Source organism: Hassallia byssoidea VB512170, from assembly GCF_000817785.2.
GTDB lineage: Bacteria > Cyanobacteriota > Cyanobacteriia > Cyanobacteriales > Nostocaceae > Hassallia > Hassallia carrinoi.
In genome coordinates this window covers 1-23,293 of the sequence record NZ_JTCM02000024.1, presented here as the reverse complement: position 1 = coordinate 23,293, position 23,293 = coordinate 1, and the positions used below count along the sequence as shown (strand labels likewise).

The 23,293-nt window shown below is 40.6% G+C and carries 15 protein-coding genes; 8 read left to right on the top strand and 7 right to left on the bottom strand.

Going from position 1 to position 23,293, the window contains the following annotated elements; genetic code table 11:
* Positions 1-12: 12 nt before the first annotated feature.
* Entirely contained in the window at positions 13-171 is a 159-nt protein-coding gene (locus PI95_RS13145) for a hypothetical protein (protein ID WP_163518859.1), read from the bottom strand.
* 1,141 nt (positions 172-1,312) lie between these two features.
* Between PI95_RS13145 and PI95_RS13140 the strand changes: the two genes are divergently transcribed.
* Positions 1,313-2,281, top strand: a complete 969-nt coding sequence (locus PI95_RS13140) for a terpene synthase family protein (protein ID WP_039738167.1) — start codon at positions 1,313-1,315, stop codon at positions 2,279-2,281.
* Positions 2,282-2,486: 205 nt separating this feature from the next.
* Positions 2,487-3,875, top strand: coding sequence for a cytochrome P450 (locus PI95_RS13135; protein ID WP_039737097.1), 1,389 nt, complete (start codon positions 2,487-2,489; stop codon positions 3,873-3,875).
* A 1-nt stretch (position 3,876) separates the two neighbouring features.
* Here PI95_RS13135 and PI95_RS13130 read toward each other — a convergent pair whose 3' ends face one another.
* The 3 genes from PI95_RS13130 to PI95_RS13120 form a co-directional block, all read right to left on the bottom strand.
* Positions 3,877-9,495, bottom strand: coding sequence for a trifunctional serine/threonine-protein kinase/ATP-binding protein/sensor histidine kinase (locus tag PI95_RS13130; RefSeq protein WP_039737096.1), 5,619 nt, complete (start codon positions 9,493-9,495; stop codon positions 3,877-3,879).
* A gap of 624 nt (positions 9,496-10,119) precedes the next feature.
* Positions 10,120-10,710: a response regulator gene (locus tag PI95_RS13125; protein ID WP_063842285.1), complete on the bottom strand. Its 591-nt coding sequence runs from the start codon at positions 10,708-10,710 to the stop codon at positions 10,120-10,122.
* Between the two features lie 188 nt (positions 10,711-10,898).
* Complete coding sequence (locus PI95_RS13120) at positions 10,899-11,213, bottom strand: hypothetical protein (RefSeq protein WP_163518858.1); 315 nt, start codon at positions 11,211-11,213, stop codon at positions 10,899-10,901.
* Positions 11,214-11,250: 37 nt separating this feature from the next.
* On the opposite strand from PI95_RS13120, the gene lipA reads away from it, so the two are divergent.
* Entirely contained in the window at positions 11,251-12,159 is a 909-nt protein-coding gene (lipA, locus tag PI95_RS13115) for a lipoyl synthase (protein ID WP_039737092.1), read from the top strand.
* Positions 12,160-12,535: 376 nt separating this feature from the next.
* On the top strand, positions 12,536-12,697 hold the full coding sequence (locus tag PI95_RS13110) for a photosystem I protein PsaX (RefSeq protein ID WP_039737091.1): 162 nt from the start codon (positions 12,536-12,538) through the stop codon (positions 12,695-12,697).
* A 160-nt stretch (positions 12,698-12,857) separates the two neighbouring features.
* Here the strand turns inward: PI95_RS13110 and PI95_RS13105 are convergent, their stop codons facing one another.
* A complete protein-coding gene (locus tag PI95_RS13105; RefSeq protein ID WP_039737088.1) occupies positions 12,858-13,730 on the bottom strand; it encodes a branched-chain amino acid ABC transporter permease in 873 nt (290 codons plus the stop codon).
* Positions 13,731-13,755: 25 nt separating this feature from the next.
* Here PI95_RS13105 and PI95_RS13100 point away from each other — a divergent pair, with 25 nt between their 5' ends.
* The 3 genes from PI95_RS13100 to larE all read left to right on the top strand — a co-directional run bounded on the left by PI95_RS13100 (position 13,756) and on the right by larE (position 17,097).
* Positions 13,756-14,019 carry a hypothetical protein gene (locus PI95_RS13100; RefSeq protein ID WP_236117049.1) on the top strand — a complete coding sequence of 88 codons (264 nt, stop codon included), beginning with the start codon at positions 13,756-13,758 and terminating at the stop codon, positions 14,017-14,019.
* Positions 14,020-14,274: 255 nt separating this feature from the next.
* Positions 14,275-16,035 (top strand): hybrid histidine kinase/response regulator HrmK, encoded by a 1,761-nt coding sequence (gene hrmK / locus PI95_RS13095; protein ID WP_039737087.1) that lies wholly within the window; start codon positions 14,275-14,277, stop codon positions 16,033-16,035.
* A gap of 234 nt (positions 16,036-16,269) precedes the next feature.
* On the top strand, positions 16,270-17,097 hold the full coding sequence (gene larE / locus PI95_RS13090) for an ATP-dependent sacrificial sulfur transferase LarE (protein WP_039738163.1): 828 nt from the start codon (positions 16,270-16,272) through the stop codon (positions 17,095-17,097).
* A gap of 58 nt (positions 17,098-17,155) precedes the next feature.
* Here the strand turns inward: larE and PI95_RS13085 are convergent, their stop codons facing one another.
* Positions 17,156-17,719: a Uma2 family endonuclease gene (locus tag PI95_RS13085; protein ID WP_039737086.1), complete on the bottom strand. Its 564-nt coding sequence runs from the start codon at positions 17,717-17,719 to the stop codon at positions 17,156-17,158.
* A 20-nt stretch (positions 17,720-17,739) separates the two neighbouring features.
* The gene (locus PI95_RS13080; protein WP_039737085.1) at positions 17,740-18,819 is read right to left on the bottom strand and encodes an SGNH/GDSL hydrolase family protein; all 1,080 of its coding nucleotides are present in this window, start codon (positions 18,817-18,819) and stop codon (positions 17,740-17,742) included.
* A 1,098-nt stretch (positions 18,820-19,917) separates the two neighbouring features.
* On the opposite strand from PI95_RS13080, the gene PI95_RS13075 reads away from it, so the two are divergent.
* Positions 19,918-23,293 (top strand): two-partner secretion domain-containing protein (locus PI95_RS13075; protein WP_163518857.1); only part of this gene is annotated, 3,376 nt, incomplete at its 3' end.

Sequence of the window (23,293 nt, the reverse complement as noted above, 5' to 3'; positions counted from 1 at the left end):
AGGTTGTCCTGTTCACTCAGTTTTCCCAAACCCACACCAATTTTCACTATCTAACGATTTGAAAGAGCGATCGCGCATTCTGGTTAACCGACGGAAACCGCGCTTGTCTGCGACTGCCTCACCGATGCAGCGTCTACGCTCTTTCTTTAGCTTGTAGTTAATGCGATACATCAAGTTGCGTTAATTTGTCATCATCAATTAGGATTATCTTTGCTTGTTTTTATTTTCATATTTGCTTGATGTTCAATTTATTACTTAAGACTGTTACATACCTTCGCATCTACAAATAGGTAGATAATTTGTAAATCTTAGGTTAGAGATTTTATGATTTTGCTAAATGACAAAACATTTTTTTAGGCATATATGTCAGGAAATTTTGACATTCAAGGAAATATACTAATTTAGATTGTGATTTGTTTAACATAAAATTGTAAACTTTAGTAAACTTGAAAATTGGCGTTTTCAATTGTTGTAAACAGCCGTAACCATTTGAAATCAGGCTTTTTCAGTCAAAAAAATTTTGGCGATCGCACTTTTGTTCTGAAACAAACAGTAGTGATTCTGAGAAAAACTGTAATACTTTATATCGAGTAATATGTTTCAGTATATGTCTTTAATATAACAATGTATATTTATATGTGAAATTAACTTTACAATTAAGCTTAATTACGGATACGATTTTTAATAAAAACATTAGAATTAAACCAAGGAACTTTTGACATTCAAACACCACATTTAGCAGCATAAACGCTCAGTTTTACGCGCTCACAAAATGCGGTGTAGTTGATTTAGGTCAAAATTGAATCATTGAAATATTGGGCAATAAACATAAAACAAATTCTCGCATTCAGTGAGAACAAGAGGTAATAGTTAGCCCTATTCTACTACCTAAAATTTGACAATACAAAAGCATAAACCTAAAAAGATTAGTTTGTCTTCTCTGCGTTTCTTTATTGTAATGAGTTTTGCAGATATGAACAAAGATTTCTTCAGATTAGGTTCAGTTTTTGTGACCGAGCGATGCAAGAAAAAATGGGGAGGGTTTCTATAGATAGTCTAGTAGACCCCACGATTAATCATGGGGCTTCAAACCCTCCCCATTTTTTTAAGAGCAAAATTGGTGAACTTCTGTTGTGGCTAAGGAAGATGGTGCGTTGCCATTCTTTTCAATTTTGGAGATCCACAATTGATAATACCAGTTTTTGGGATTTTCAATTGTAAAGAGCGAACTGTTATCTGCCAAGCATTAACAAGAAGTCAATTTATTGTGTTTCCTTTCCTAGTGTGTTTCCCTTTGATTTCTGGAGTTTTTATGAACGAATTCATTCTGCCTGAATTATACTGCCCATTTCCATCTCGAATCAACAAGTATGCTGATGTTTTGGAAGATTATAGCCTCGAATGGGTGTTGCGCTTCAACCTTTTGGCAAATGAGTCATCATATCGGCGTTTCTGCAAGTCAAAATTTTTCTGGCTAGTGGCAGTTGCCTACCCTTATTGCAAACTTGAAGAACTGAAGATTGTAAATGACTGGATAAGCTGGCTGTTTATTTGGGACGACCAATGCGATATGTCAGATTTAGGGAAACAACCGGAAGTGCTGGAGGATTTTCACAAGAGATTTCTAGAAATATTAAACGGGTCAGAAATTAAAAGCAAGGATATACCGCTTGGTCGTGCCTTAAAAGATTTACGACAGCGAACACTCCGAACCGGGAAGGTAGAATGGTTCCATCATTTCCTTCATGCTTTTGAAGACTACTTCCACGGATGTCTTCAAGAAGCAAGCAATCGCGCACAGGAAATTGTTCCTGATGTAGACACTTATATCAAAATACGTAGGTCAAGCGTAGGAGTAAATCCTTCGTTAGCATTAACTGAATTTTGCAATCAGTTGATAATTCCGGATTTTTTGCGAAACCACGACTTGGTGAAAAAAATCAAAATCATGACAATTAATATTCTTGCCTGGTGTAACGATATTTTTTCTGTATCTAGAGAAATGGCAAGTGGTGATGTCCACAATCTAGTATTAGTACTGCATTATCAACAGCAACTTACTTTTGAACAAGCAATTAAGTATGCTGCTGAAATGCACAACCAAGAGGTAAGAAGCATGATGAATTTAGAAGCATCTATTCCCTCTTTTGGAGAACAGGCAGATGCTGAACTGACAAAATATATATCAGGAATGCACGCTTGGATCAGTGGTACTATCGATTGGTATGCTCGTTCTGGTCGCTATCAGACTAGAGAAAGACTGGAGCTAGTTAAGTCTTAACTTTCAAATCAGAAAATCGCATCGGATGCGTCTGACGATCAAGAGTTATACTATTTAAGCGAATGTTTGCCCATATATGAATCCCCTAATTCCCCCTTATAAGAAGGAGTTGGGGGAAATCTTAAACTTTGTTACTTCGCTGCCAATTAGTATTACTCCAGAATGAGAGTCGAACATCAGCACAATTTCGTCAGGAAAAATATAGATGAAACTACCTAATACTTTGAAAACCCCACCTTTTCTCCAAAAAGTTCAATGGGTTGCAGACCCCGTCGGATATATGGAAAAAGCAAATCAGGAATTTCCTGACATTTTCACAGCCTCGGTAGTTGGTTTTGGGGACACTGTGGTATTTGTGAACCACCCCCAGACAATTCAAGAAATTTTAACTGATCGCAAAAAGTTTGCCGCTCTTGGTGAGGCAAACAGAATTGTGCAACCGATAATCGGGGACTATTCAGTCTTCATGCTGGACGGCGATCGCCACAAACATCGGCGACAACTTGTGATGCCAGCTTTTCATGGAGAGCGGATGCGAGCTTACGGTCAGCTAATCTCTAATCTCACCGAAAAAGTCTTTAGTCAGTTACCACTAAACCAGCCCTTTTTGGCTCGTACTGCCATGCAGGAGATTTCCTTGCAAGTCGTATTAGAGGCTGTCTTTGGCTTGTATGAGGGAGAACGCTGCCAAGAAATTAAGCATCTACTACCGTTGTTTTTGGATGCCTTTTGGTCACCACTTACTTCTAGCTTATTCTTTTTCTCCTTCTTACAAAAGGATTTAGGAGCTTGGAGTCCTTGGGGTAAGTTTCTGCGCCAACGTGCCTCAATTGATGATTTGCTCTACGCTGAAATTGCTGAACGCCGGGAGCAACCAGATCCAGAGCGCATCGACATTCTCTCCATGCTGATGTCAGCTCGAGATGAAGCGGGTAAATCAATGACGGATCAAGAGTTGCGTGATGACTTAATGTCCTTGATAATTGCTGGACATGAGACTACGGCAACGGCAATGGCTTGGGCATTGTATTGGATTCACCATCAGCCAGAAGTTCGTCAAAAATTGCTCCAAGAACTCGATACTCTTGGTGATTCCCTAGATCCGATGAGCATTTTCAGACTGCCTTATCTCACGGCTGTCTGTAATGAAGCTTTGCGAATTGCCCCTGTTGTCATGTTAACGTTGCCTAGAGTAGTGCAAGAAAGAGTAGAACTATTGGGATATCTCTTAGAGCCAAGTACGGTAGTCGTTAGCTCCATCTATCTCATTCATCGCCGTAAGGATTTATATCCAGAACCTGAGCAATTTAAGCCAGAGCGCTTTCTAGAAAGCCAATTTTCTCCCTATGAATTTATGCCTTTTGGTGGTGGTACACGTCGGTGTATCGGCGAGGCTTTAGCAGTGTTTGAAATGAAGCTAGTGTTGGCAACAATCCTGTCACACTATCAACTTGCTTTGGCTGATAATCAACCAGAGAGACTTCAAAGACGAGGTTTTACACTTGCGCCTGCCAATCGAGTCAAGATGGTAGTTACAGGACGGCGTGCGCCTCAAGAGTCAAGAGGGACTATGATAACTGCACCCGCTTCTTAGTCTAAGTATTTTGCTGTCGCAGGGGAATCTCAATTACGAACTCAGTCCCCTTTCCAGGGGTGGAATCACAGGTTAACTGACCTTTGTGTTTGTCAACAACAACCTGATAGCTAATTGACAACCCCAACCCTGTACCACTTCCTATCGGTTTAGTGGTAAAAAATGGGTCAAAGATTTTTTGACGCACCTTGTCACTCATGCCAGAACCATTATCAGCAATCTGAATCCTCAAAGTATTAGAATCTACTAGAGATGTGCGAATGCGAATTTGTCCTACCTTGCGGTCAGTGGCGATCGCATTGTCATTTGACTGTTGTAAAGCATCGATCGCATTACTGAGGATATTCATAAAAGCTTGATTGAGTTGACCGGCGTAACAACTAACCAACGGTAGTTGTCCGTATTCTTTAATAACTTCAATTTCCGGACGGTCGCTCTTTTCCTTGAGTCGGTGCTGCAAAATCATCAAGGTATTATCGATTCCCTCATGAATATCTACAGGCTTCATTTCCGATTCATCTAAGCGAGAAAAGTTGCGTAAGCTCAACACAATATTCCGAATACGCGAACTACCAACTTTCATTGAATCTAGAAGCTTTGGCAAGTCTTTTATGAGAAAATCAAGGTCTAATTCTTCTGCTTTTTCTTCAATAATAGGGGAGGGATTGGGATATTCCTGCTGATAGATAGCAATCAAATCTAGTAAGTCTTGAACATAACCACTAGCGTGAGAAATATTGCCATGAATAAAGTTAATTGGGTTATTGATTTCATGAGCAATTCCTGCTACCATTTGTCCCAAACTCGACATTTTTTCAGTTTGAATCAAGTGGGTTTGGGCATTTTTAATTTGTGAAAGTGCTTGTTGCAAACTTTGATTTATTTGGCTAAGTTCTTGCGTTCTTTCCTCTACTTTTTCCTCTAAAGTATGGCTGTATTCTGACAAGCTTTCATTAGCTTGTGCCAAATTTTTATAGAGAATGGCATTCTCTAGAGAAATTGCGGCTTGGGTGGTGAGGAGTTTGAGAATTTCTACGCGATCGCGTGTAAATGCTTGCGTCGTTAAATTATTTTCTAGATAAAGAATGCCGAGTAACTTGCCTTGATTGATAATTGGGATGCATAAAAGGCTCTTGGGTTGCTGACGAACAATGTAGCGATCGCTTATTAAAAAGTTAACAGTCTTAGCATCATCAATGACAAAGATTTCTAGAGTGCGTTTGACGTAGTTAATTAAAGTAACAGGAATATCATAACTAGACTCTAAATGAACTGATGGAAACTTTGTAGAAATAGCTGCTTCATTTGAACTAAAACCGACTGCGGTGACAGTTAAATCTAAATTATCTCCTTCGCTCAAAATTAAAGCACACTTAGAAGCTCCTGCATTCTCCATTACAACTGCCATTAAGGTAGAAAGCAGTTGCTCTAGCTCAATTTCCCCAGAGAGTGCTTGAGAAGCTTTAATCACAGACCCTAAGTCTAGCATTTGTGAGATGCTGGTATTAGAGCTAATAACAGTTTCTTTAGTATTAGGGGCAGATAATGATATGCCAATAGAAGCAGTGCTTTTCTCGTTGGGATGAAAGCTAAGTTTTTCTTGCTGGATAATCGGAGCAAGTAATTGAGGATAGCGTTTTTGCAAATCTTCAACTTTCGCTAATGCTCCCCAGCGGACGTAGCAATAGTAGGCATCAGTGAGGTAGGTTGCAGCAATCTTGTGTTTGCCCCATTCTAAATAGAATTTAGCAGCAAGTTCGTTAGCGAGAGCTTCTTCATTGATGTACTCGTTTTCTTTGGCATTGGTAATAGCGCGTTCGTAATCATCCATTGCTTCTAAATATTCACCCCCGACCCGATGCCGTTCTGCCTCTACCAAATAAAATTTATGCAGATAATTCATAGGGGCATGATTTGCCCAATGCTGCATCTTTTCTTGATTGGTAGCTACTTTTTTCAGAATTTCTTTTTGTTCAGATTCCCCGACATTAGAATATAAAGCTAGTCTAGTTAGAGAATCGTAAAAATGGAAAAGAGGAACAACCATCTGTCCTGTACCACCATCTAAATACTTTTCTGCTAAAGTGGCATTTTCAACCGCTTGAGAAAACTCCTGAAATAGATAACACAGATGTAGTTTGCTGAAATATAAATATAATAGTCCGAACCCATCTTTTGCTTCAAGATGAATCGGCAGCATTTTATCTTCGTTGTAAGATTTACTGATTAAACGACAAGGATTTTCTACGATGCCTAGTAAGTTTAAGACGCTTTGTCGATAGATAGCACTCCAGTGAAATACTGTTTCTTGCTTAATTTGACCAATGGCATGGCTGTAGTTCGCCATATCTTCTTCCAACCCTGTTAGTTCTTTACCAATGAAATATGAACAGTAGGAATAAGCGTTAAGAGAATAAGCTGCATACTCTAAATCTCCCGTTTCCAGTCCGACAGAGTAACCCTCTAGCAAAGGTTTTAATATTTCTCTGGCGTGCTCCTTCCAATGCCTGATAGATGTATTAAATACCAGCAGGGTTTTAGCTATAATTTCTTTAATATTGAACTTAGCTAACAAAGTTTCAGCCAGTTTGCCAAATTGATAACCAGACTCTATGTCTCCCATGACCCCGCAGAGCATTAACCCGTAAGTAACATAGGCAAAGGCAGACAGGGGAGCATTGCCATGTTGGAGCGATAAATTAATTTGTTTAAAAAGAATTAGTGGGAATAGTTCAGGAACAGCTTGATAGGTAAGAGCAATTGTACTTGATAGAATACGCATAGCTTCAAGAGGATAGCGTTCTATCATCTCGGGCAGATTAATTAAGTCCTCAATGCTTTTATCTGTCAAAGCTGATGTTATTTCTGCCATTGCTAGCTGAACATCAGATTGGCTTGGATTCTCAGGAAACTCTACCCCCAATTGCTTGAGAACAGTTAGCGCAGTATTGACTGCTTTTAATGCTTGGTTCTGCGCTCCATAAGCTTGAATTTTCACTTCATAAACTTTTACTTTCTCTAGTAATGTTTTCGCTCGTGTTAACACTACCTCTGCTAATTGCTCTGTTTGTTCAAAGTCTCCACCCAAGTACGCTGCCTCTGCTGCTGTCTCATACAAACCTAGAGCTAGCTCATATTTTCTCTCCCAACTATCATCTGTTAATAGTTCAACTCCAGTAGTTAAATATTTAACAGCAGCGGAATAAGCCGTTGATGCCAAAGCTTTACGTCCAGCAATCAAATTCATTCTTGCCAATCCATCACGTTCATCCTGTAAAGTGATTAATGGCAGTGCCATATTAAACTGATTGACTAAATCAAAAATCTTTTCTTCCTGTTCGGCTACTGGAATATTTCTTAACAGAAGTTCGCCAATTTTTAAGTGAATTGATTGCTTATTATCTTCCGGAATCAAAGAATAAGCCGCTTGTTGCACCCGGTCGTGTACAAATTTATATTTAGGTAAGCTTAATTCTTTCTCATGATTTATTGCCTTATGACTATTAGCATTTTTGTCAAAAAACTTGTAAAATTCAGCTTGAGGAAAAACTAGTCCTTCAATTAATGCTTGCCACAAGTCTGACGCTGTATCTACGGCAGATTCTTCATGAATAATAGTAAGAGTTTTTAAATCAAATTCATTACCAATACAAGCAGCAAGTTTCAATACTTTTTGAGTATGTGCTGGCAACTTCATTAGTTGTAGTGCCATAAATTCTACTACATCATCTGTGAGAGCTAATGCCTTTACCTGAGGAATATCGCACTGCCAATAACCGAGTTCAAAGTTAAATTCAATTAGTCCATCACTATGCAGACATTTGAGAAATTGATGGGTAAAAAATGGATTGCCTTTGGTTTTGGCAAATACCATTTGCGTGAGAGGAATAGCAACTTTTTCTTCACAACGCATGGTATCAGCAATCAATAGATTTAAATCACCCTGATTTAATGGCTCTAGAGTAATAGTATTAATGGTTGCTTGGGAAAGTTCAATTTGTTTGATTGTCAACTCAAGCGGATGTGCTTTGTCAACTTCATTATCCCGATAAGCACCAATCAGCAGTAGACCACAATCGGTTTCTCTATCTTTATTTGTTTCGCCTAAAAGGAGAGAAGATAAAGAAGGATTTTGATTTACTGTTGCGGTTTCGCTCATTAATAATTCAATAAATTTCAAAGAGGTACTATCTGCCCATTGCAAATCATCCAGAAAAATTACTAAAGGATGGTCTTTTGTGGTAAAGATACGGATAAACTTTTGAAACAATAAATTGAAACGATTTTGAATAGCATTGCCAGAAAGTTCAGTAACTGGCTGTTGCCTACCAATAATGCTTTCGAGTTCGGGAATTACATCAGTAATGACTTGACCTTGTTCACCCAGTACTGAGAGAATTTTCTTTTTCCAATATTCAATTTGGGCATCAGTTTCACTTAGCAGTTGACCGATTAAATCGCGAAAGGCTTGCACTAATGCCGATAAGGGAATGTCTCGTTGAAACTGGTCAAATTTGCCCTTAATAAAGTAACTGCGCTGCCGGACTATAGGTTTATGAACTTCGTTGACAACAGCGGTTTTGCCAATACCAGAGGAACCCGCGACTAATATCATTTCCGTGGTTCCACTTGTTACGCGATCGATTGCAGCGAGTAGAGTTTTAACTTCACGTTGACGACCATAGAGTTTTTCCGGGATGAGGAAGCGATCGCAGATGTCCTCTTGTGCTAACTCGAAGAATGCTATATTTCCTGTCTCTTGCCATTGCTGTCTACACACTTCTAAGTCATGCTTTAACCCCAAAGCACTCTGATAGCGGTCTTCGGCATTTTTTGCCATCAGCTTGCTAATAATTTCCGACAACATAGGGGGAATGTCGGGGTTAATTGAGTTTGCTTTTGGTGGAAGTTTTGCAATGTGACAGTAAACTAACTCCATTGAGTCAGCGGTGATGAAAGGTAATTTGCCTGTGAGGAGTTCAAAAAAGGTGACACCAAGGGAATAAAAGTCACTGCGATAATCTATACCTCGGTTCATTCGTCCGGTTTGTTCAGGAGAAATGTAAGCCAAAGTGCCTTCTAAGACGTTGGGATTGGTGATAAATTGAATTTCTCTTGGCAAAAGTGAGGCTATACTAAAGTCGATGAGTTTTACTTCTAGGGTGCTTGGGTTAATTAGGATGTTGGCGGGTTTGATATCTTTATGAATGACGCGATTGCGATGCATTCCTTCAAGAGTTGAAGTAATTTCTATGGCGATATGAAAAAACTGATCGATAAAATTCGGATTTTTTCCCTCTTCAGATCTAAACAATAACGCATCTTTAAGGGAAATACCGCCAAAATCTTCTAATATTAAGGCATAGCCGTTGCGGTAGGTTTCCAATCCATAAGGTTTGACTATACCAGTCAGGTTGAGATTTTTGCTGATGGTGTATTGATTGCGGAATTGGGCAATTTCATTGAAGGTAGGATATTCATTCCGCATCAGTTTGATAATGACTGGCTTTTGATCTTGTTCTCTGATGCCACGACAAACTATAGTTTTACTGCCTGAGTAGATTTGCTCAGTGAAGCGATAGCCACTTAAGGTAAATAATGTATCTAGTAATGCCACCATCGCAGCTTATTCTCTTTGTTTTGTTTATATGTGTTAGTCTTCCCATTTTCGGGCTGTTATTATCATTATTTACCAGAAAAGTTTTGATATTTTGCATGTTTTCATAGTTAATAACTAATATTTAAAAAAATTGATATTTGAAGCCTCATCAAGCTGATTTTTCCCGTTTACTCAAGCTTAAATCTGGCAAATGTCCAAAAAACCGATTTTTTTCTTGATTTAAATAATTTAATATTTTAAATATCTTAAAAATGAAGTAATTTAGAGGGACATATAACAATACTAAATAATTTTTTATAAGTAATAAGCCTGTTGTGGTATTGTTAAAATTATTACTAGTTAAGCAAAATTGCTATGCATATTTAGTCCAATACGGTGTGCGAGAACCCCGGTTTCTCTAAGAAACCGGGGTTCTGAGTTTGTGCTTAACACCAACTGTATTGATATTTAGTCAATTGGTATAACTTATTTTTGTAGTCTAAACAATAAAAAGCCTACCTTTACCTTTTGCTTTGTGGGTATCGGTAGGCTGAATAAATTTAAAAGCGGATTTGAGATTTTCCTAAATGGCAACAATCTTGTGAAAGCCTGATTCGACGGAGGTTTTGAGAAAAGAAACGATCGCTATTTTATTTTCTGTTTAATAAAAGTCACAACTTGAGTTAACTGTTTCTTTAAACCATCAATTTCCGCTTGCATCTTGACAATTTTCTCATTTAATGCAGCAATTTCGGCAGTAGGAGCGATGGTCAAAGACCCGCCAGGAGCGATCGCACTAGAATTTACAGCTCCATTTTTCGCAGCAACAACTGCTACTGAGGCTGGTTCCGGACGCGGCTGTTTAGCTTTTGTCATCGCCAACTTAATTGAGGCAATTAGTTGCTTTTGGTCAAAAGGCTTTCCGAGAAACTCAAAATATTCAAAGGGTTCGGGGATTTTCTCCGTCACCTCTTCTTTACGACCAGACATAAGAACCAAGGGAATCTTTCTTAATTCTGGTTGAGCTTGAATCTGCTGGAAAACTTCCCAGCCACTCATTTTCGGCAAAAGGAAATCCAACATAATCAGGCTGAGTTTTTCCTGACGAATGAAATTTAATCCTTCTAAGCCGTCTTTTGCTTCCAGTACCTCAAAATTGCCCGGAGGCAACATTTCCCGTACTTTCACCCTGACAACTGTAGTGTCATCGATAACTAGAATCTTGTTACTTGCCACGACTGATTACTCTAACAGAAACTTTAAGTTGAGATGGCGGTGCCAATTAAGGTTGAGAATCTTCCCACTATATCTGACATTTATATTGATTGGGGGATAGTAATTTCCGGGAGAAGTGACAAGAATTTAGGTATTTTACAGAGCGTATACTGATGTTTTGTAAGATTAGTGTAAATGTGATATTTAAATCATAGGGAATTGGGCAATGGGCATGGGGCATAGGGCATAGGGCATGGGGGAGGCAGTGCGTTGGGGTTCCAAAAAATCAGACAAAACGGGACAGCCTTCATCCTTTGGTTGTCGTGGGGTGTCGAGGATCTATTAAACAAGGCTGTCCCGTTTTGTCCAGTTTTAGTGTAGGGGAGGCAGTGCGGTCTTGGGGTTTCCCCAAGTGGAGCATCTGCCGTCGGCTCTGCCGACTTGAAGCATCTGCCGTCATGGGGTATAGTCCAAAAAATCCGGAAACTTCTTTTTATTCCCATTGCCCATTGCCCATTGCCCATTGCCCATTGCCCATTGCCCCTTCCCCTTGAATTATTTATGACCTCTTCGCAACCAGCCGAACTTAAATCAGAGATTATGGCAATGCCAACGTGGTTACGTCGTCCGATTGGCAAAGCTAGTGAACTCTCGACGGTACAACGCATTATTAAGCAGCGCCAAATTCACACGATTTGCGAAGAAGGACGTTGCCCCAATCGCGGGGAATGCTACGCCCAAAAAACGGCAACTTTTTTACTCATGGGTCCAACATGTACGCGGTCTTGCGCTTTTTGTCAAGTAGATAAAGGTCATGCACCGATGCCTGTGGACTCAAGAGAACCGCAAAAAATAGCAGAATCGGTGCAGCTTTTGGGATTGCGTTATGTAGTATTAACTTCTGTCGCTCGTGATGATTTGCCAGATCAAGGAGCGCTTCATTTTGTCAGGACAATGGAAACTATCCGGGCTTTGAACCCAGAAGCTCAAATCGAAGTGCTGACACCTGACTTTTGGGGTGGTGCGGGTGCTGGTGAAGAAGGTCAACGCCAACGGATAGAAATGATTGTCAAAGCGCAGCCTGCTTGTTACAACCACAATATTGAGACGGTGCGACGGTTGCAAGGTCCTGTGCGGCGAGGTGCGAAGTACGATCGCTCACTAAGGGTACTTTCTCTAGTCAAAGAAATTCTACCGACAATTCCCACCAAATCAGGTTTGATGCTGGGACACGGTGAAACGATTGATGAAGTCATCGAAACAATGGCGGATCTGAGGAATGTTCGATGCGATCGCCTGACTATCGGTCAGTATATGCGTCCTTCTTTAGAACATCTGCCAGTACAAAAATATTGGACACCCAAAGAATTTGATGAGCTTGGCATTATAGCACAAAAAATGGGATTTAGCCACGTTCGTTCTGCTCCTTTAGTTCGCAGTTCCTACCACGCCGGAGAAAGCCCTCTTTGAAAGTGGGGGATGGGGAGATGGGGAGATGGGGAGATGGGGAGGAAGGGGGGGCTGTTCTTGGGCAGGGGGAGAGGAATTTTACCAATGACGGCAGGTGCTTCACGCAGGTGATCCCCAAGACCGCACAGCCAAACCTATGACGGCAGGTGCTTCACGCAGGTGATCCCCAAGACCGCACAGCCAAACCTATGCCCATTACCCATTCCCCATTCCCCATTACCTATTACCCATTCCCCATTCCCAATGCCCAATGATACATTTTGTTGACTGGTGCTGTTTTAGGGTACAAAATCCACAAAAATATTTTTGATGAGTGTCGCTAAATATAACGACTCTTTGCTATTTGTTAAGAAGACTGTAATTAGGAGAGGAAATTATGACGGCTCAAGCCAAGAAACCTGCAAATCAAAAAGTCGGCGCAGAAGTTGCTCAAAGCGGGGCTAAAGCTCCTTTTCCCTTTCGCACCGCAATCAGTATATTTCTCCTAGCTGGTAATTTCCTGATAGCAGGGATTTACTTCCATCTGGTTAACCCTTAATCCCCAAAGGTCGAGTTAGGAGGCGCCCCGGCGCGGTAGAGACGTTCCACTGGAACGTCTGTACGAAACCGCCGGAACGTCTGTACTCTAGTTAAGAGTTATAAAGCTGTTAATTCTTCACTCTTGACTCCTCACTCCTAACTTTGACATTTGGTGTTGCTCAAATCGTACCTTTGAATAAACCTTTGGGACGAATTAGCAGCACCAAAATCATAATGAACAGCGCCACACCTTGTTTATACTGAGAACCCAGTCCAGGGATGATGGTGCTGACTTCTTGAACGATACCGATGATAAAAGCCGCTGCGATCGCTCCATAAGGATTGCCAATTCCCCCCAAAATCACTGAGGCGAACATCGGTAAAATCAAAAACCATCCCATGTTCGGGCGCACAGCTGTAATTAACCCGTACATACTGCCTCCCAAAGATGTCAGCGCCCCGGCAATTACCCAAGTCCAGATAACTACAGAGTCAACATTAATACCAGAGACTCTCGCCAAATCCAAATCGTCCGCAACGGCTCGCATAGCTTTACCAATTTTGGTATTTTGCAAGAGATAATGCAGGGCTAAAATTGCCAACATCGCTAAAAACAAAACCAGCAATTGATTTTGCGGCACTTTTAAACCAGCAATGTCTAAAGCAGGGGTAATCGGCAAATTGTAATTTTGGTTACTACCCCCCCAAATCAAGATAATGGCATTGCGAAGAAATAATGCCAGTCCGATGGACATAATAATCAGAGTAGTGGAAGTAGCACGGATAGAGCGCATCCTTGACCACAGCAGCTTTTCTGACAACACCATCATCGCTACCGTTCCCACTCCCGCTAGCAACATCGACAGCCAAATATTTATCCCCAGAGTATTTAAGAGCCATGTAAAATAAGCTCCCAATGTGAGAAAATCACCGTGGGCAAAGTTAGATAACCGTAAAATCCCATAGGTTAAAGTCAGTCCAACAGCTGCCAGAGCAATAATGCTCCCTACTGCAATTCCGTTAACAATTAATTGAGCTAGTTGTGCATTCATAGTAATGGGGAATGGGGAATGGGGAATGGGGAATGGGGAATGGGGAATGGGGCAATGGGCATGGGGCAATAGGCATGGGGCAATAAGCATGGGGCAATGGGCATGGGGACTGGGGACTAAAAAAAGAAATATCACCAATTACCAATTACCAATTACCAATTACCAATTACCAATTACCAATTACCAATTACCAATTACCAATTACCAATGCCCTATGCCCCAGTCTTTAATTACCTTAGTTAAAAAAAATGCCATTTTGTCGATTTATGTGTTAAAACCACATGAGTGACTTGTGTGGATGCCATTTTGAAGCTACCCGTGTGCTTCTCGTATCCGTCCCCAGCATTGTATCGGTTCACCAAAGCCAGTTTGTTTTGTTATCGCTATTTTTTACTGTGTTTTCTACTAATGTCATTTATGCATACCGTTACACTAGACACTACTAGTTATGAGTTATAAGTAAAAATGATTTGTATCCCAATATACATAAAACCTGATTCGCACCTTGATCGAAACTAATATTTGTTCAGCGGTCTAGTTGACCATGCAGCAGTATTCAAGCTTACCAGAACAGAATTCTCAAGTAGATATAACTACAAAACTTTTGACCTCAATCGAGCAACTTCGCGCCGATTTGTGGCTGGAATGCACTTTAAATAAGTTGCAAAGTCGCCTCAATGATTGCCTGCTTTCTAGTTGTACTACAGAAGCAGAAATTTTCCAGACAATTGTAAACGAACTCAATAGTGCTTTACAGTATAGTGAAGTGGCGATCGCCTTGTTTCAATCACAAGAAACTTACAAAATTTGCTATGCTTCTGAGTCCTCATCCTTCCTTATTTCCAACACCGGAAAAAAGCTGCAATTGAGTTTCGATCAAGCAATAGACATTGAAGATTTACAACAATTAGAAAACCAACAACCGCCGAGTGCTTGGCGGTTAGCTGAGGATTTTGGCGGTGTAGCGAGCTGGTTAATTCTCGCCACACAATTACAAGAACCTAGTAGCGAGTCACTAAAACCACCACAAGTTAAACTTACATCAAAGTTGATGGCTCGCGCCGCCAATCAATGTGCTGTAGCTTTGGCACAACTGCGACAAATAAAATCTTTGCAACAATGTTCTCAACATCTAGAAAGCTTTAATCAGCAATTACAGCGCACTAATCAACTAAAAAACCAGTTTCTCGCAAATACCAGCCACGAAATACGCACACCGCTAAGTTCTATTATCGGTTTCACTCACCTACTCTTAGCCCAAGGCTACGATCCCACAAGAGAACGTCACCAAGAGTATTTAAATATTATTCAGTCCAGCGGCAAGCACCTGCTAGCTTTAATTAACGATATTTTGGATCTCTCAAAAATTGAAGCAAATCAGTTAGAGGTGCAGTGGGAAACCGTAAATGTACCAACACTATGTAGCAATGTTTTCGCTTTCCTGAAAGAAAAAGCCGCTAATAAAAATTTGAAACTGCGTCTAGAGGTAGATGCGAATATCACAACTCTCGTAGCCGACTCTTTGCGACTCAAGCAAATGCTGTTAAATTTGCTGTTCAACGCTCTCAAGTTTACAACCACAGGAAGCGTTGGCTTAAAGGTAGCCGTCAAGGGTGAATTTATGTATTTTACAGTTTGGGACACCGGTGCTGGCATCTCCAAAGAAGACCAAACTGAACTTTTTCAACCTTATTTCCAAATTGCCAATGCTGCTACCGGTCGTGATGAAGGTACTGGTTTAGGATTAGCAGTAACTCAGAAACTCGTCGAAATTCACGGCGGCTGGTTGAAAGTAGAATCTAAAGTTAATCAAGGTTCGCGTTTTACCATCGTGCTTCCCCTGACGCAGAAAGAGGGGGTAGAGACGTTCAGGGGGAACGTCTCTACGGAAGTAGGGGGAAATGGGGGGAATCTAAATAATATCTCATCTTCAAAGATTTTGCTAGTGGAAGATGATTTGCCCAATGCCAAACTTATAAAAACTTATCTCGAAAAATTGGGTTATCAACTAACTTGGGTAAAAAATGCTGCCGAAATGTGGCAAGCTCTCACACAGTTGCAGCCAGCGGTGATTTTAATGGATGTGTACTTACCAGATGAAAATGGCTTGAAACTAGTACAGCAACTACGAGAAAAACAGCAGTATAAAACGATTCCGATAATAGCCCAAACCGCAATGGCAATGAAAGGCGATCGCGAAACCTGTCTCACCGCTGGAGTCAATGACTATATTTCTAAACCAATTGATTTACCTCTTTTAGCAACTTTGGTAGGAAAATACAGCAAAATGGGAAATGGGGAGTAGGGAGGAGCAAAGTTAGGAGTTAGGAGTTAGGAGTTAGGAGTTAGGAGTTAGGAGTTAGGAGTTAGGAGTTAGGAGTTAGGAGTTAGGAGTTATTACTCCCCCTTGTCTTCCTTGTCTTCCTTGTCTCCTTGTCTCCTTGTCTCCCCATCCCCCCCTCCCCTCCTCCCAATTCCCCCTACCACATGCCTACAATAGAATTTGTTAGGCTGAATACGGTTTTGGGTGGATCTGCAAATGATGCTGACAGAGAAACTTGAGCAACTAAGAACTTTGTTTAAAGAAATGGAGCAGGCTTTAATTGCCTACTCTGGTGGTATTGATAGCACTTTGGTTGCTAAGATTGCTTATGATGTTTTAGGCGATCGCGCTTTGGCTGTGACGGCTGTTTCTCCGAGTCTTTTGCCTGAGGAGTTGGAAGACGCGATTCTTCAAGCGGCAACTATTGGGATTTCTCATCAAATCGTCCAGACGCACGAGATGGAAAATCCTAATTACACATCTAACCCTGTCAACCGCTGTTATTTTTGTAAAAGTGAACTGCACGACACTCTCAAACCTTTAGCTTTGAAGTTGGGTTATCCCTATGTTGTGGATGGAGTGAATGCTGATGATTTACATGATTATCGCCCAGGAATTCAGGCAGCAAAAGAAAGAGGTGCGCGATCGCCTTTAGCGGAAGTTAATATTTCTAAAGTTGAAGTTCGCCAACTTTCGCAACAACTGAGTTTACCTTGGTGGGATAAACCTGCTCAACCTTGTCTGAGTTCGCGTTTTCCTTATGGTGAAGAAATTACTGTTGCTAAGTTACAACGAGTAGGAAGGGCAGAAATTTATCTGCGTAAGTTGGGTTTAAAGAATTTGCGGGTGCGTTCTGATGGAGATACCGCACGCATCGAATTACCACCAGAACAAATCAAAGAATTTGTGTTAACGACAGATTTACCAACAATTGTTTCTGCATTTCAAAAGTTGGGATTTATTTACGTTACTTTGGATTTAGAAGGTTATCGCAGCGGTAAGTTAAATCAAGTTTTAAATCGCGATTTGAGCGTTAAAGCCTAGATTTTTCGTAGTAAGCACTTTAGTGCTTTAAATAAGCACTGAAGTGCTTACTACGAAATCAATTAACTTTTAACCAGCTAAATATATCTGCTGCTCGTATTTGCCAATTCGCTAAAACATCGAGAACAGGTAATTTATCATTATCATATTTCACTGCTGGCAATTGATTAGGTTGAAATACCATCACTGATTTATCATTGGGATCAATAAACCAACCTAGTTTTGTTCCTTGGTTAATACAGAAAATAATTTTATTAATGACGCGGTTAGGAAATTGATCGGGTGATAAAATTTCAATTGTCCAATCTGGATAGCTTTCAAATCTGTTAGCAATCTCTCCATTTTCATCAGTTGGGATGCGTGACCATTCAAATACAGTAATATCTGGAACTAAAGAACGTCCCCCAAATGTGCAGCGTAACTCGATTAATGCTAACGCTAGCTTTTGTGATTCACTTACCTGATTGATAGCAGATGATAACTCAGTTTGGATTATGCTATGTTTACCCTGAGCCATTGGTTTTTGGTAAATTTTCCCGTCAACATATTCGCTAGCTGGTTTGGTTTCTGGCAATTGCAGAAATTCTTCTAACGGAAGTTTGGATGAGAAAGTTGATACCATTAGTAGTTTTTTGTTGAAAATTACTTAAGCGATCGCTTACTTTTGTTAGCTGTCATTTTAGTTTCTACTTGCTGTAGTGCCCATCGCCAAACATCATATCCACGGGTTGACAAATGTAACCCATCTGTGGTTAAATCTTCTCGTAAATTGCCTTCAGAATCTGTAAACCAATTATGGATATTCAGATAATTTACATGTTGTTCTTTGGCAATTTCGGCAAGTTGCTCGTTAATATGACGAATTCGGGTATTAGAAATTTTCGGCTGGCGAGTAGGCAAAATTGATTGGATAATTATTAAACTTTCTGGATGACTTTGTTTTAATGTACGAATAATTCGGCGGTGATTACGCAAAATTGTTTCATCACTAACACCATTGCGTAAATCGTTGATTCCCGCCATGACGTAAATCACATCCGGTCGCGTTTTAGAAAAGAAAGATAATCTTTTTAATACACCACTGGAAGTATCTCCAGATATTCCTTGATTCAGCCATAATTTGCCGGTGGGCAATTTTCGAGCGGGAAACCACATACTCAAAGAATCACCAACTAAAACATTGAGATGATTTGTTCCTTGACCTCGAGCGATCGCTCTCGCTTCTAAGGCTAATAAAGTTTTCCAGTCCTGATAAGTTAGTTGATGTTTACTGCTTGATCGTCCAAGCGATCTTACGTCATCATCGAAGCGCGTGTAAATCTGACCTATTTTCAGAGCATTTAATCTTTGGTAATAAAGTTGTTTACCCGATACCAGCGTGCGATCTACTGGTTCGGAATCCACGTTAAATGATGACTCTCTTGGCGCCGACAATACCTGGTTGCTGAATTCTGGTGAGGAGATTTCCGCACTAGGGGCGATTTTATCTTCTACAGTTGGTGGCAAACTTTCTTTAGTTGTCGATAACGGCTTGCTGAATTCTGGTAAGGAGATTTCCACACTAGGGATGATTTTCTCACCTACACTTGGCAGCGAAGCTTGTTTTAAATTCCACAGCACTGGATGATTTTCTTGTTGAATCATCGATAACTGTGGAAGACCCGATGCTGGTATTGCCAACCCTGTCAACAAGCTTGCTGCCAACAGATAAGAATCCCTCATCGTTTTTTTCTCTCCTCTAGTCGCTGCTTTTTTTTTAAACGGCAAATAAATGCTGTCTTCAGGATAATTTTAGTTTTATTAAGAAAGAATTGAGAATACAGCTACGCTATAATCCAGGATAATATGTCAGGTTCCGCGTAGGCAAGAAAACCCACCCAAGTTATATTTTGACTTGGTGACTTCTGACTTGGTGACTTCTGACTTATTCATGAAATTATTATTTTTCTTTTTTTACCCTTTTCCCTTTTCCCTTTTCCCCTCTTCAACTATATTGTCGGGTTATGTAAAGCTTGCTCACTCTCATTGCATTTAATTCTTTCTGACAAAAACAGTTTTGCCATTGGTAGACAAGCTTTATTTGTCCCAATCGCGCTTACCCGAAGCAACCCGTTTATTAACTACAACATCTCAGAATCTACAGTTTTTGTGCAAGCCTGTCAATATCGATTTCCACAAATTTTGATTTTGATGATGGTTTTGGGCGATCTGAGGCATTGCCAGCCTGCCCAATGCCTAACCCTCACCAATTATATTTCTTTTCGCGCCCTTTACTTAACTATTCACTCTTCTCGATGCCGATAATATAACAGCAATGAGCGCAAAACATATCTTATGTAGCGATAATTCATGAATTATCGCACTCTTAAATTCAGTCACTGGTAAGGTTTTTTGCCTAAGTCTTATATAATTATTCTGGAGAAAATTTCTTGCCTTTTGTCGATTAATTTTTTCGGTATTCAAAAGTTATAAATTAGAGGTTTAGCTCAAAACAAGTTCGCGCTTTGCAATGCTTTGTATTCTTTAGATCCCCGACTTCGAGCGAGAAGTCAGGGTTCTTGCTCTTTCTTGTTTTTTCACGAATCCTAAACGAACGTAATCAAACGTAACTTAAAAATTTAGCCATTGCGAATTATACTGAACCAACAGATAAACTTAGTTTGTGGGTAGTTCAGTAGACTGTCAACATTGAAAGTCAACAAATGAACTTAACCTGTAGTTTGCGCTGTCTTCGCGCTTCGCGCAAACTAAAAGTATAGTATCAATTTTGACTAAAACACAAACGAGAAAGACTATATTTGATGGGGAAAGCTTTTAGTTATGGTTCAGGACTGGAAAAAATTGGCGCTAGGGTTTATTTTCGCTCTCGGTGGAGCAACTTTTTCTATTAACTCTGCCTTTGCTCAACAAATTACCATAGATGGTACTCTCAGTCCTGAGCGAACTTTAACTGGACCAAACTACATCATTCCTCAAGCCTATGGTCAAACTGTAGGCAATAATTTATTTCAAAGTTTCGGACGCTTTAACCTCAACGCAGGTGAAAGTGCGAATTTTCAAAGTGATGTCAGCATTAGAAATATTCTCTCGCGTGTCACCGGTGGCTTACCCTCGACAATTGATGGTAGAATTTTTACCCAAAGCGCTAATGTAAATCTTTTCTTCATCAATCCCAGTGGAATCATCTTTGGTCCAAATGCACGTATCGATGTGGGAAGTGCAACCAGAGGTTCTTTTATTGCGACAACTGCTGATGCTTTAGTTTGGGCAAATGGTTCGCAGTTCAGCGCAACTAATCCCAGAGGAGCGAGTAGCTTACTTACCATAGTAGGCGATCCGAGCGGATTTTTATCAACCCTGAGACCACCGCAACCAATTACTAGTTCGGGTAATAACCTCAGAATCTTTGACGGTCAAAGTTTGTTGTTGCTAGGAGGAAATCTCACTTTAGATAACAGCAACTTGCAAACACGGGGAGGACGAGTAGAATTAGCAGCTATAGCGGATACTGGAACAGTGGGGCTTGAGGGAAATGGTAACATATTCAGCTTGAATATTCCAGATAATTTAGCCCCTGCTGATGTGTCGCTACAAAATCGCACTTCAATCGATGTAACCGCAGCAAATCAAGGTAATATTGCTCTTGTCGGTCGCAATGTGGACATTATCGGCGGAAGCCAACTAAGAACCGGGATTGGATCTGGTTTGGGTACGGTAAATAGTCAAGCTGGAGATATTACCGTTAATGCCACAGGAACACTAACAATCAATCAAGCTAGCAGACTAAGCAATACAGTTGCGAATAATGCTACAGGTAATGCTGGTAATATCAAGATTAAAGCTGGTGAAATTTCTATAACTAATTTGGTAAACCTTCCGGCATTAGATGCTGAGAGTAATGGGCTAGGGCGTTCTGGAAATGTATCATTACAAGCTAACGGCTCAATTTTTGTCACTGGGCAAAATGTCCGGAACAACGATTCGGTAATTTCCACTTTGAGTAGGGGTCAATCACTAGGTAGCGGAGATATATCACTTAATGCAAGAAGTGGTGGTATCTTTTTAAATAATGCTTTTTTTCGCGCTGCCAGCTTTGGGGGAAATGGGGGAAATATATCACTGCAAGGTAATGAAATCTCATTAGCAAATAATAGCTCCCTGGTTAGTGTAGCTTTTAACCGAGGAAATTCTGGAAGGATTACACTCAACTCAACAGGTCCAATCTCGATTCAAAATACTTTGGTGAATACTGCTGTGGGTATCGCAAATGCTCTTACAAATCGAGAATTAAATAATGCTGGTGATATAAATATTAGTGGGCGATCTGTTTCTATAACTGGTGAGTCGGAAATATCTTCAAGATCCTTTAACGGTGTGAACTCCGGCAATATTTTCGTCAACGGCACAGAATTCGTTTCAATATCAGGTAATTCACGACGAATTCCCCGACCAGATAGCGATCGCGCTCGAAGCTTCCCAAATACTATACTCACAACAACCGTCGAAAGGAATTCCAGAGGCAATGCAGGTAATATCAGCATCAAAGCTGGTGAAATTTTTATCAATAATCAGGCAAACAATGCAGCAGTAAGTACTACTAGTCTTGGACCAGGACGCGGTGGAGATGTATCTTTACAAGCTACTAGCGGTTCAATTTCTTTAATCGGACGGGATAGGCAAGCTAACGACCAGGTGATTTCTACCTTTGGTGAAACAAACTCACGAGGTAGCGGAGATATATCTCTCAACGCTAATAACTCTATCTTGTTAGATAATGCTCTCTTAAGAGCCAGCACTACTGGAGGTGACGCAGGAAATATATTAGTGCGAGGCAATGAAAAAGTATCTTTAGCAAATAATAGTGCCCTGACAACAGAAGCTTTAGGACGAGGCAATGCTGGTCGGATTACAGTAGAATCTTTTGGTCCGATCTCTTTACAGAATAGCTTGATTGCCACAAATGTTGGAAGTCGATCTGACAGAAACTCTAGACCAGAACTAGGCAATGCTGGTAATATTATAATCCACGGGCGAACTGTTGCTGTAACTGCGGGGTCGGAAATATCATCTAGATCCTTTAGCGGTGCTAACTCCGGCAATATTGAGGTGAATGGCACAGAACAAGTAGACATCTCTGGGAGAGTATCGCAATTTCCGCGACGAGCGAGCGATCGCGCTAACAGTTTTCCCTACACTACACTAGCGACAACCAGCGAGCAATTAGCCAGTGGTGTAAGTGGAGACATCACAGTCAACACCGCTAATTTACGTATATCAGATGGGGCAAGCGTCAGAGCAGACACTAAAAGTAGCTCTATTGGTGGCAGTATAAATATTAATGCGAATGTGGTTGATATAACTAACGGTGGACAAATTTTTACCACAGCTTTTGGCAGGGGGAACGCAGGTGATATTACACTCAATGTGAGCGATCGCCTGAATATCTCAGGTAGAAATGCTTCTGCTTCGTCTGATATATTTAACCAAATAGCTCAAAGCAGTGGTAGAACGCAAGCTGAGTTTCAATTAGGTTCAGCTAATTCAACATCCGGAATATTCGCCAATACTTCACTTAACTCGACCGCTCAAGGAGGTAACTTAACAATTAACACTCCTTCGTTGCAAGTTCAAGATGGTGCAACAATCTCAGTCAGCAGTCCTCAAGGACAAGCAGGTAATTTAAATATTACCGCAAACACTATTCGCCTCAACCAAGGAAGTTTGACTGCGGAAACCGCAATTACTCGCACTCAACCGGGAGCAAACATTACCCTACGAGATGTTTCTTTGTTATTAATGCAAAATAATAGCCGCATCAGCGCTCAAGCCAATGGCACAGCCACAGGTGGTAATATTACGATTAATGCTCAGAATGGTTTTGTGATTGCGCCTTTTGGACAAGATAGTGATATAATAGCCAGTGCTTCTCGTGGAAGAGGCGGTAATATTACAATTAATACCCAAGGACTTTTCGGCTTTTTTGAAGGTCGAGCCATTCCCGGCAACGGTACTAACGATATTGATGCCAGTTCTGAATTTAACAATCCAGGTACGGTAGATATTAACACGCTGGATATAGATCCCCGCCGTGGTTTGCTAGAATTGCCTGCAAGTGTAGTTGAAGTTTCCAGGCTAGTTGCCTCTAATTGTGGTGCGATCGCTGGCAAAGATGGTAGTAGCTTCACTTATACCGGAC

Coding starts and splice junctions, on each gene's coding strand:
- lipA (WP_039737092.1), top strand. CDS start 11,251: ATGACCTCTTCGCAACCAGCCGAACTTAAATCAGAGATTATGGCAATG.
- PI95_RS13120 (WP_163518858.1), bottom strand. CDS start 11,213: ATGGGCAATGGGCAATGGGCAATGGGAATAAAAAGAAGTTTCCGGATT.
- PI95_RS13145 (WP_163518859.1), bottom strand. CDS start 171: ATGTATCGCATTAACTACAAGCTAAAGAAAGAGCGTAGACGCTGCATC.
- larE (WP_039738163.1), top strand. CDS start 16,270: ATGATGCTGACAGAGAAACTTGAGCAACTAAGAACTTTGTTTAAAGAA.
- PI95_RS13100 (WP_236117049.1), top strand. CDS start 13,756: ATGGGGAATGGGGAATGGGGAATGGGGCAATGGGCATGGGGCAATAGG.
- PI95_RS13080 (WP_039737085.1), bottom strand. CDS start 18,819: ATGAGGGATTCTTATCTGTTGGCAGCAAGCTTGTTGACAGGGTTGGCA.
- PI95_RS13130 (WP_039737096.1), bottom strand. CDS start 9,495: ATGGTGGCATTACTAGATACATTATTTACCTTAAGTGGCTATCGCTTC.
- PI95_RS13085 (WP_039737086.1), bottom strand. CDS start 17,719: ATGGTATCAACTTTCTCATCCAAACTTCCGTTAGAAGAATTTCTGCAA.
- PI95_RS13135 (WP_039737097.1), top strand. CDS start 2,487: ATGAAACTACCTAATACTTTGAAAACCCCACCTTTTCTCCAAAAAGTT.
- PI95_RS13110 (WP_039737091.1), top strand. CDS start 12,536: ATGACGGCTCAAGCCAAGAAACCTGCAAATCAAAAAGTCGGCGCAGAA.
- hrmK (WP_039737087.1), top strand. CDS start 14,275: ATGCAGCAGTATTCAAGCTTACCAGAACAGAATTCTCAAGTAGATATA.
- PI95_RS13105 (WP_039737088.1), bottom strand. CDS start 13,730: ATGAATGCACAACTAGCTCAATTAATTGTTAACGGAATTGCAGTAGGG.
- PI95_RS13140 (WP_039738167.1), top strand. CDS start 1,313: ATGAACGAATTCATTCTGCCTGAATTATACTGCCCATTTCCATCTCGA.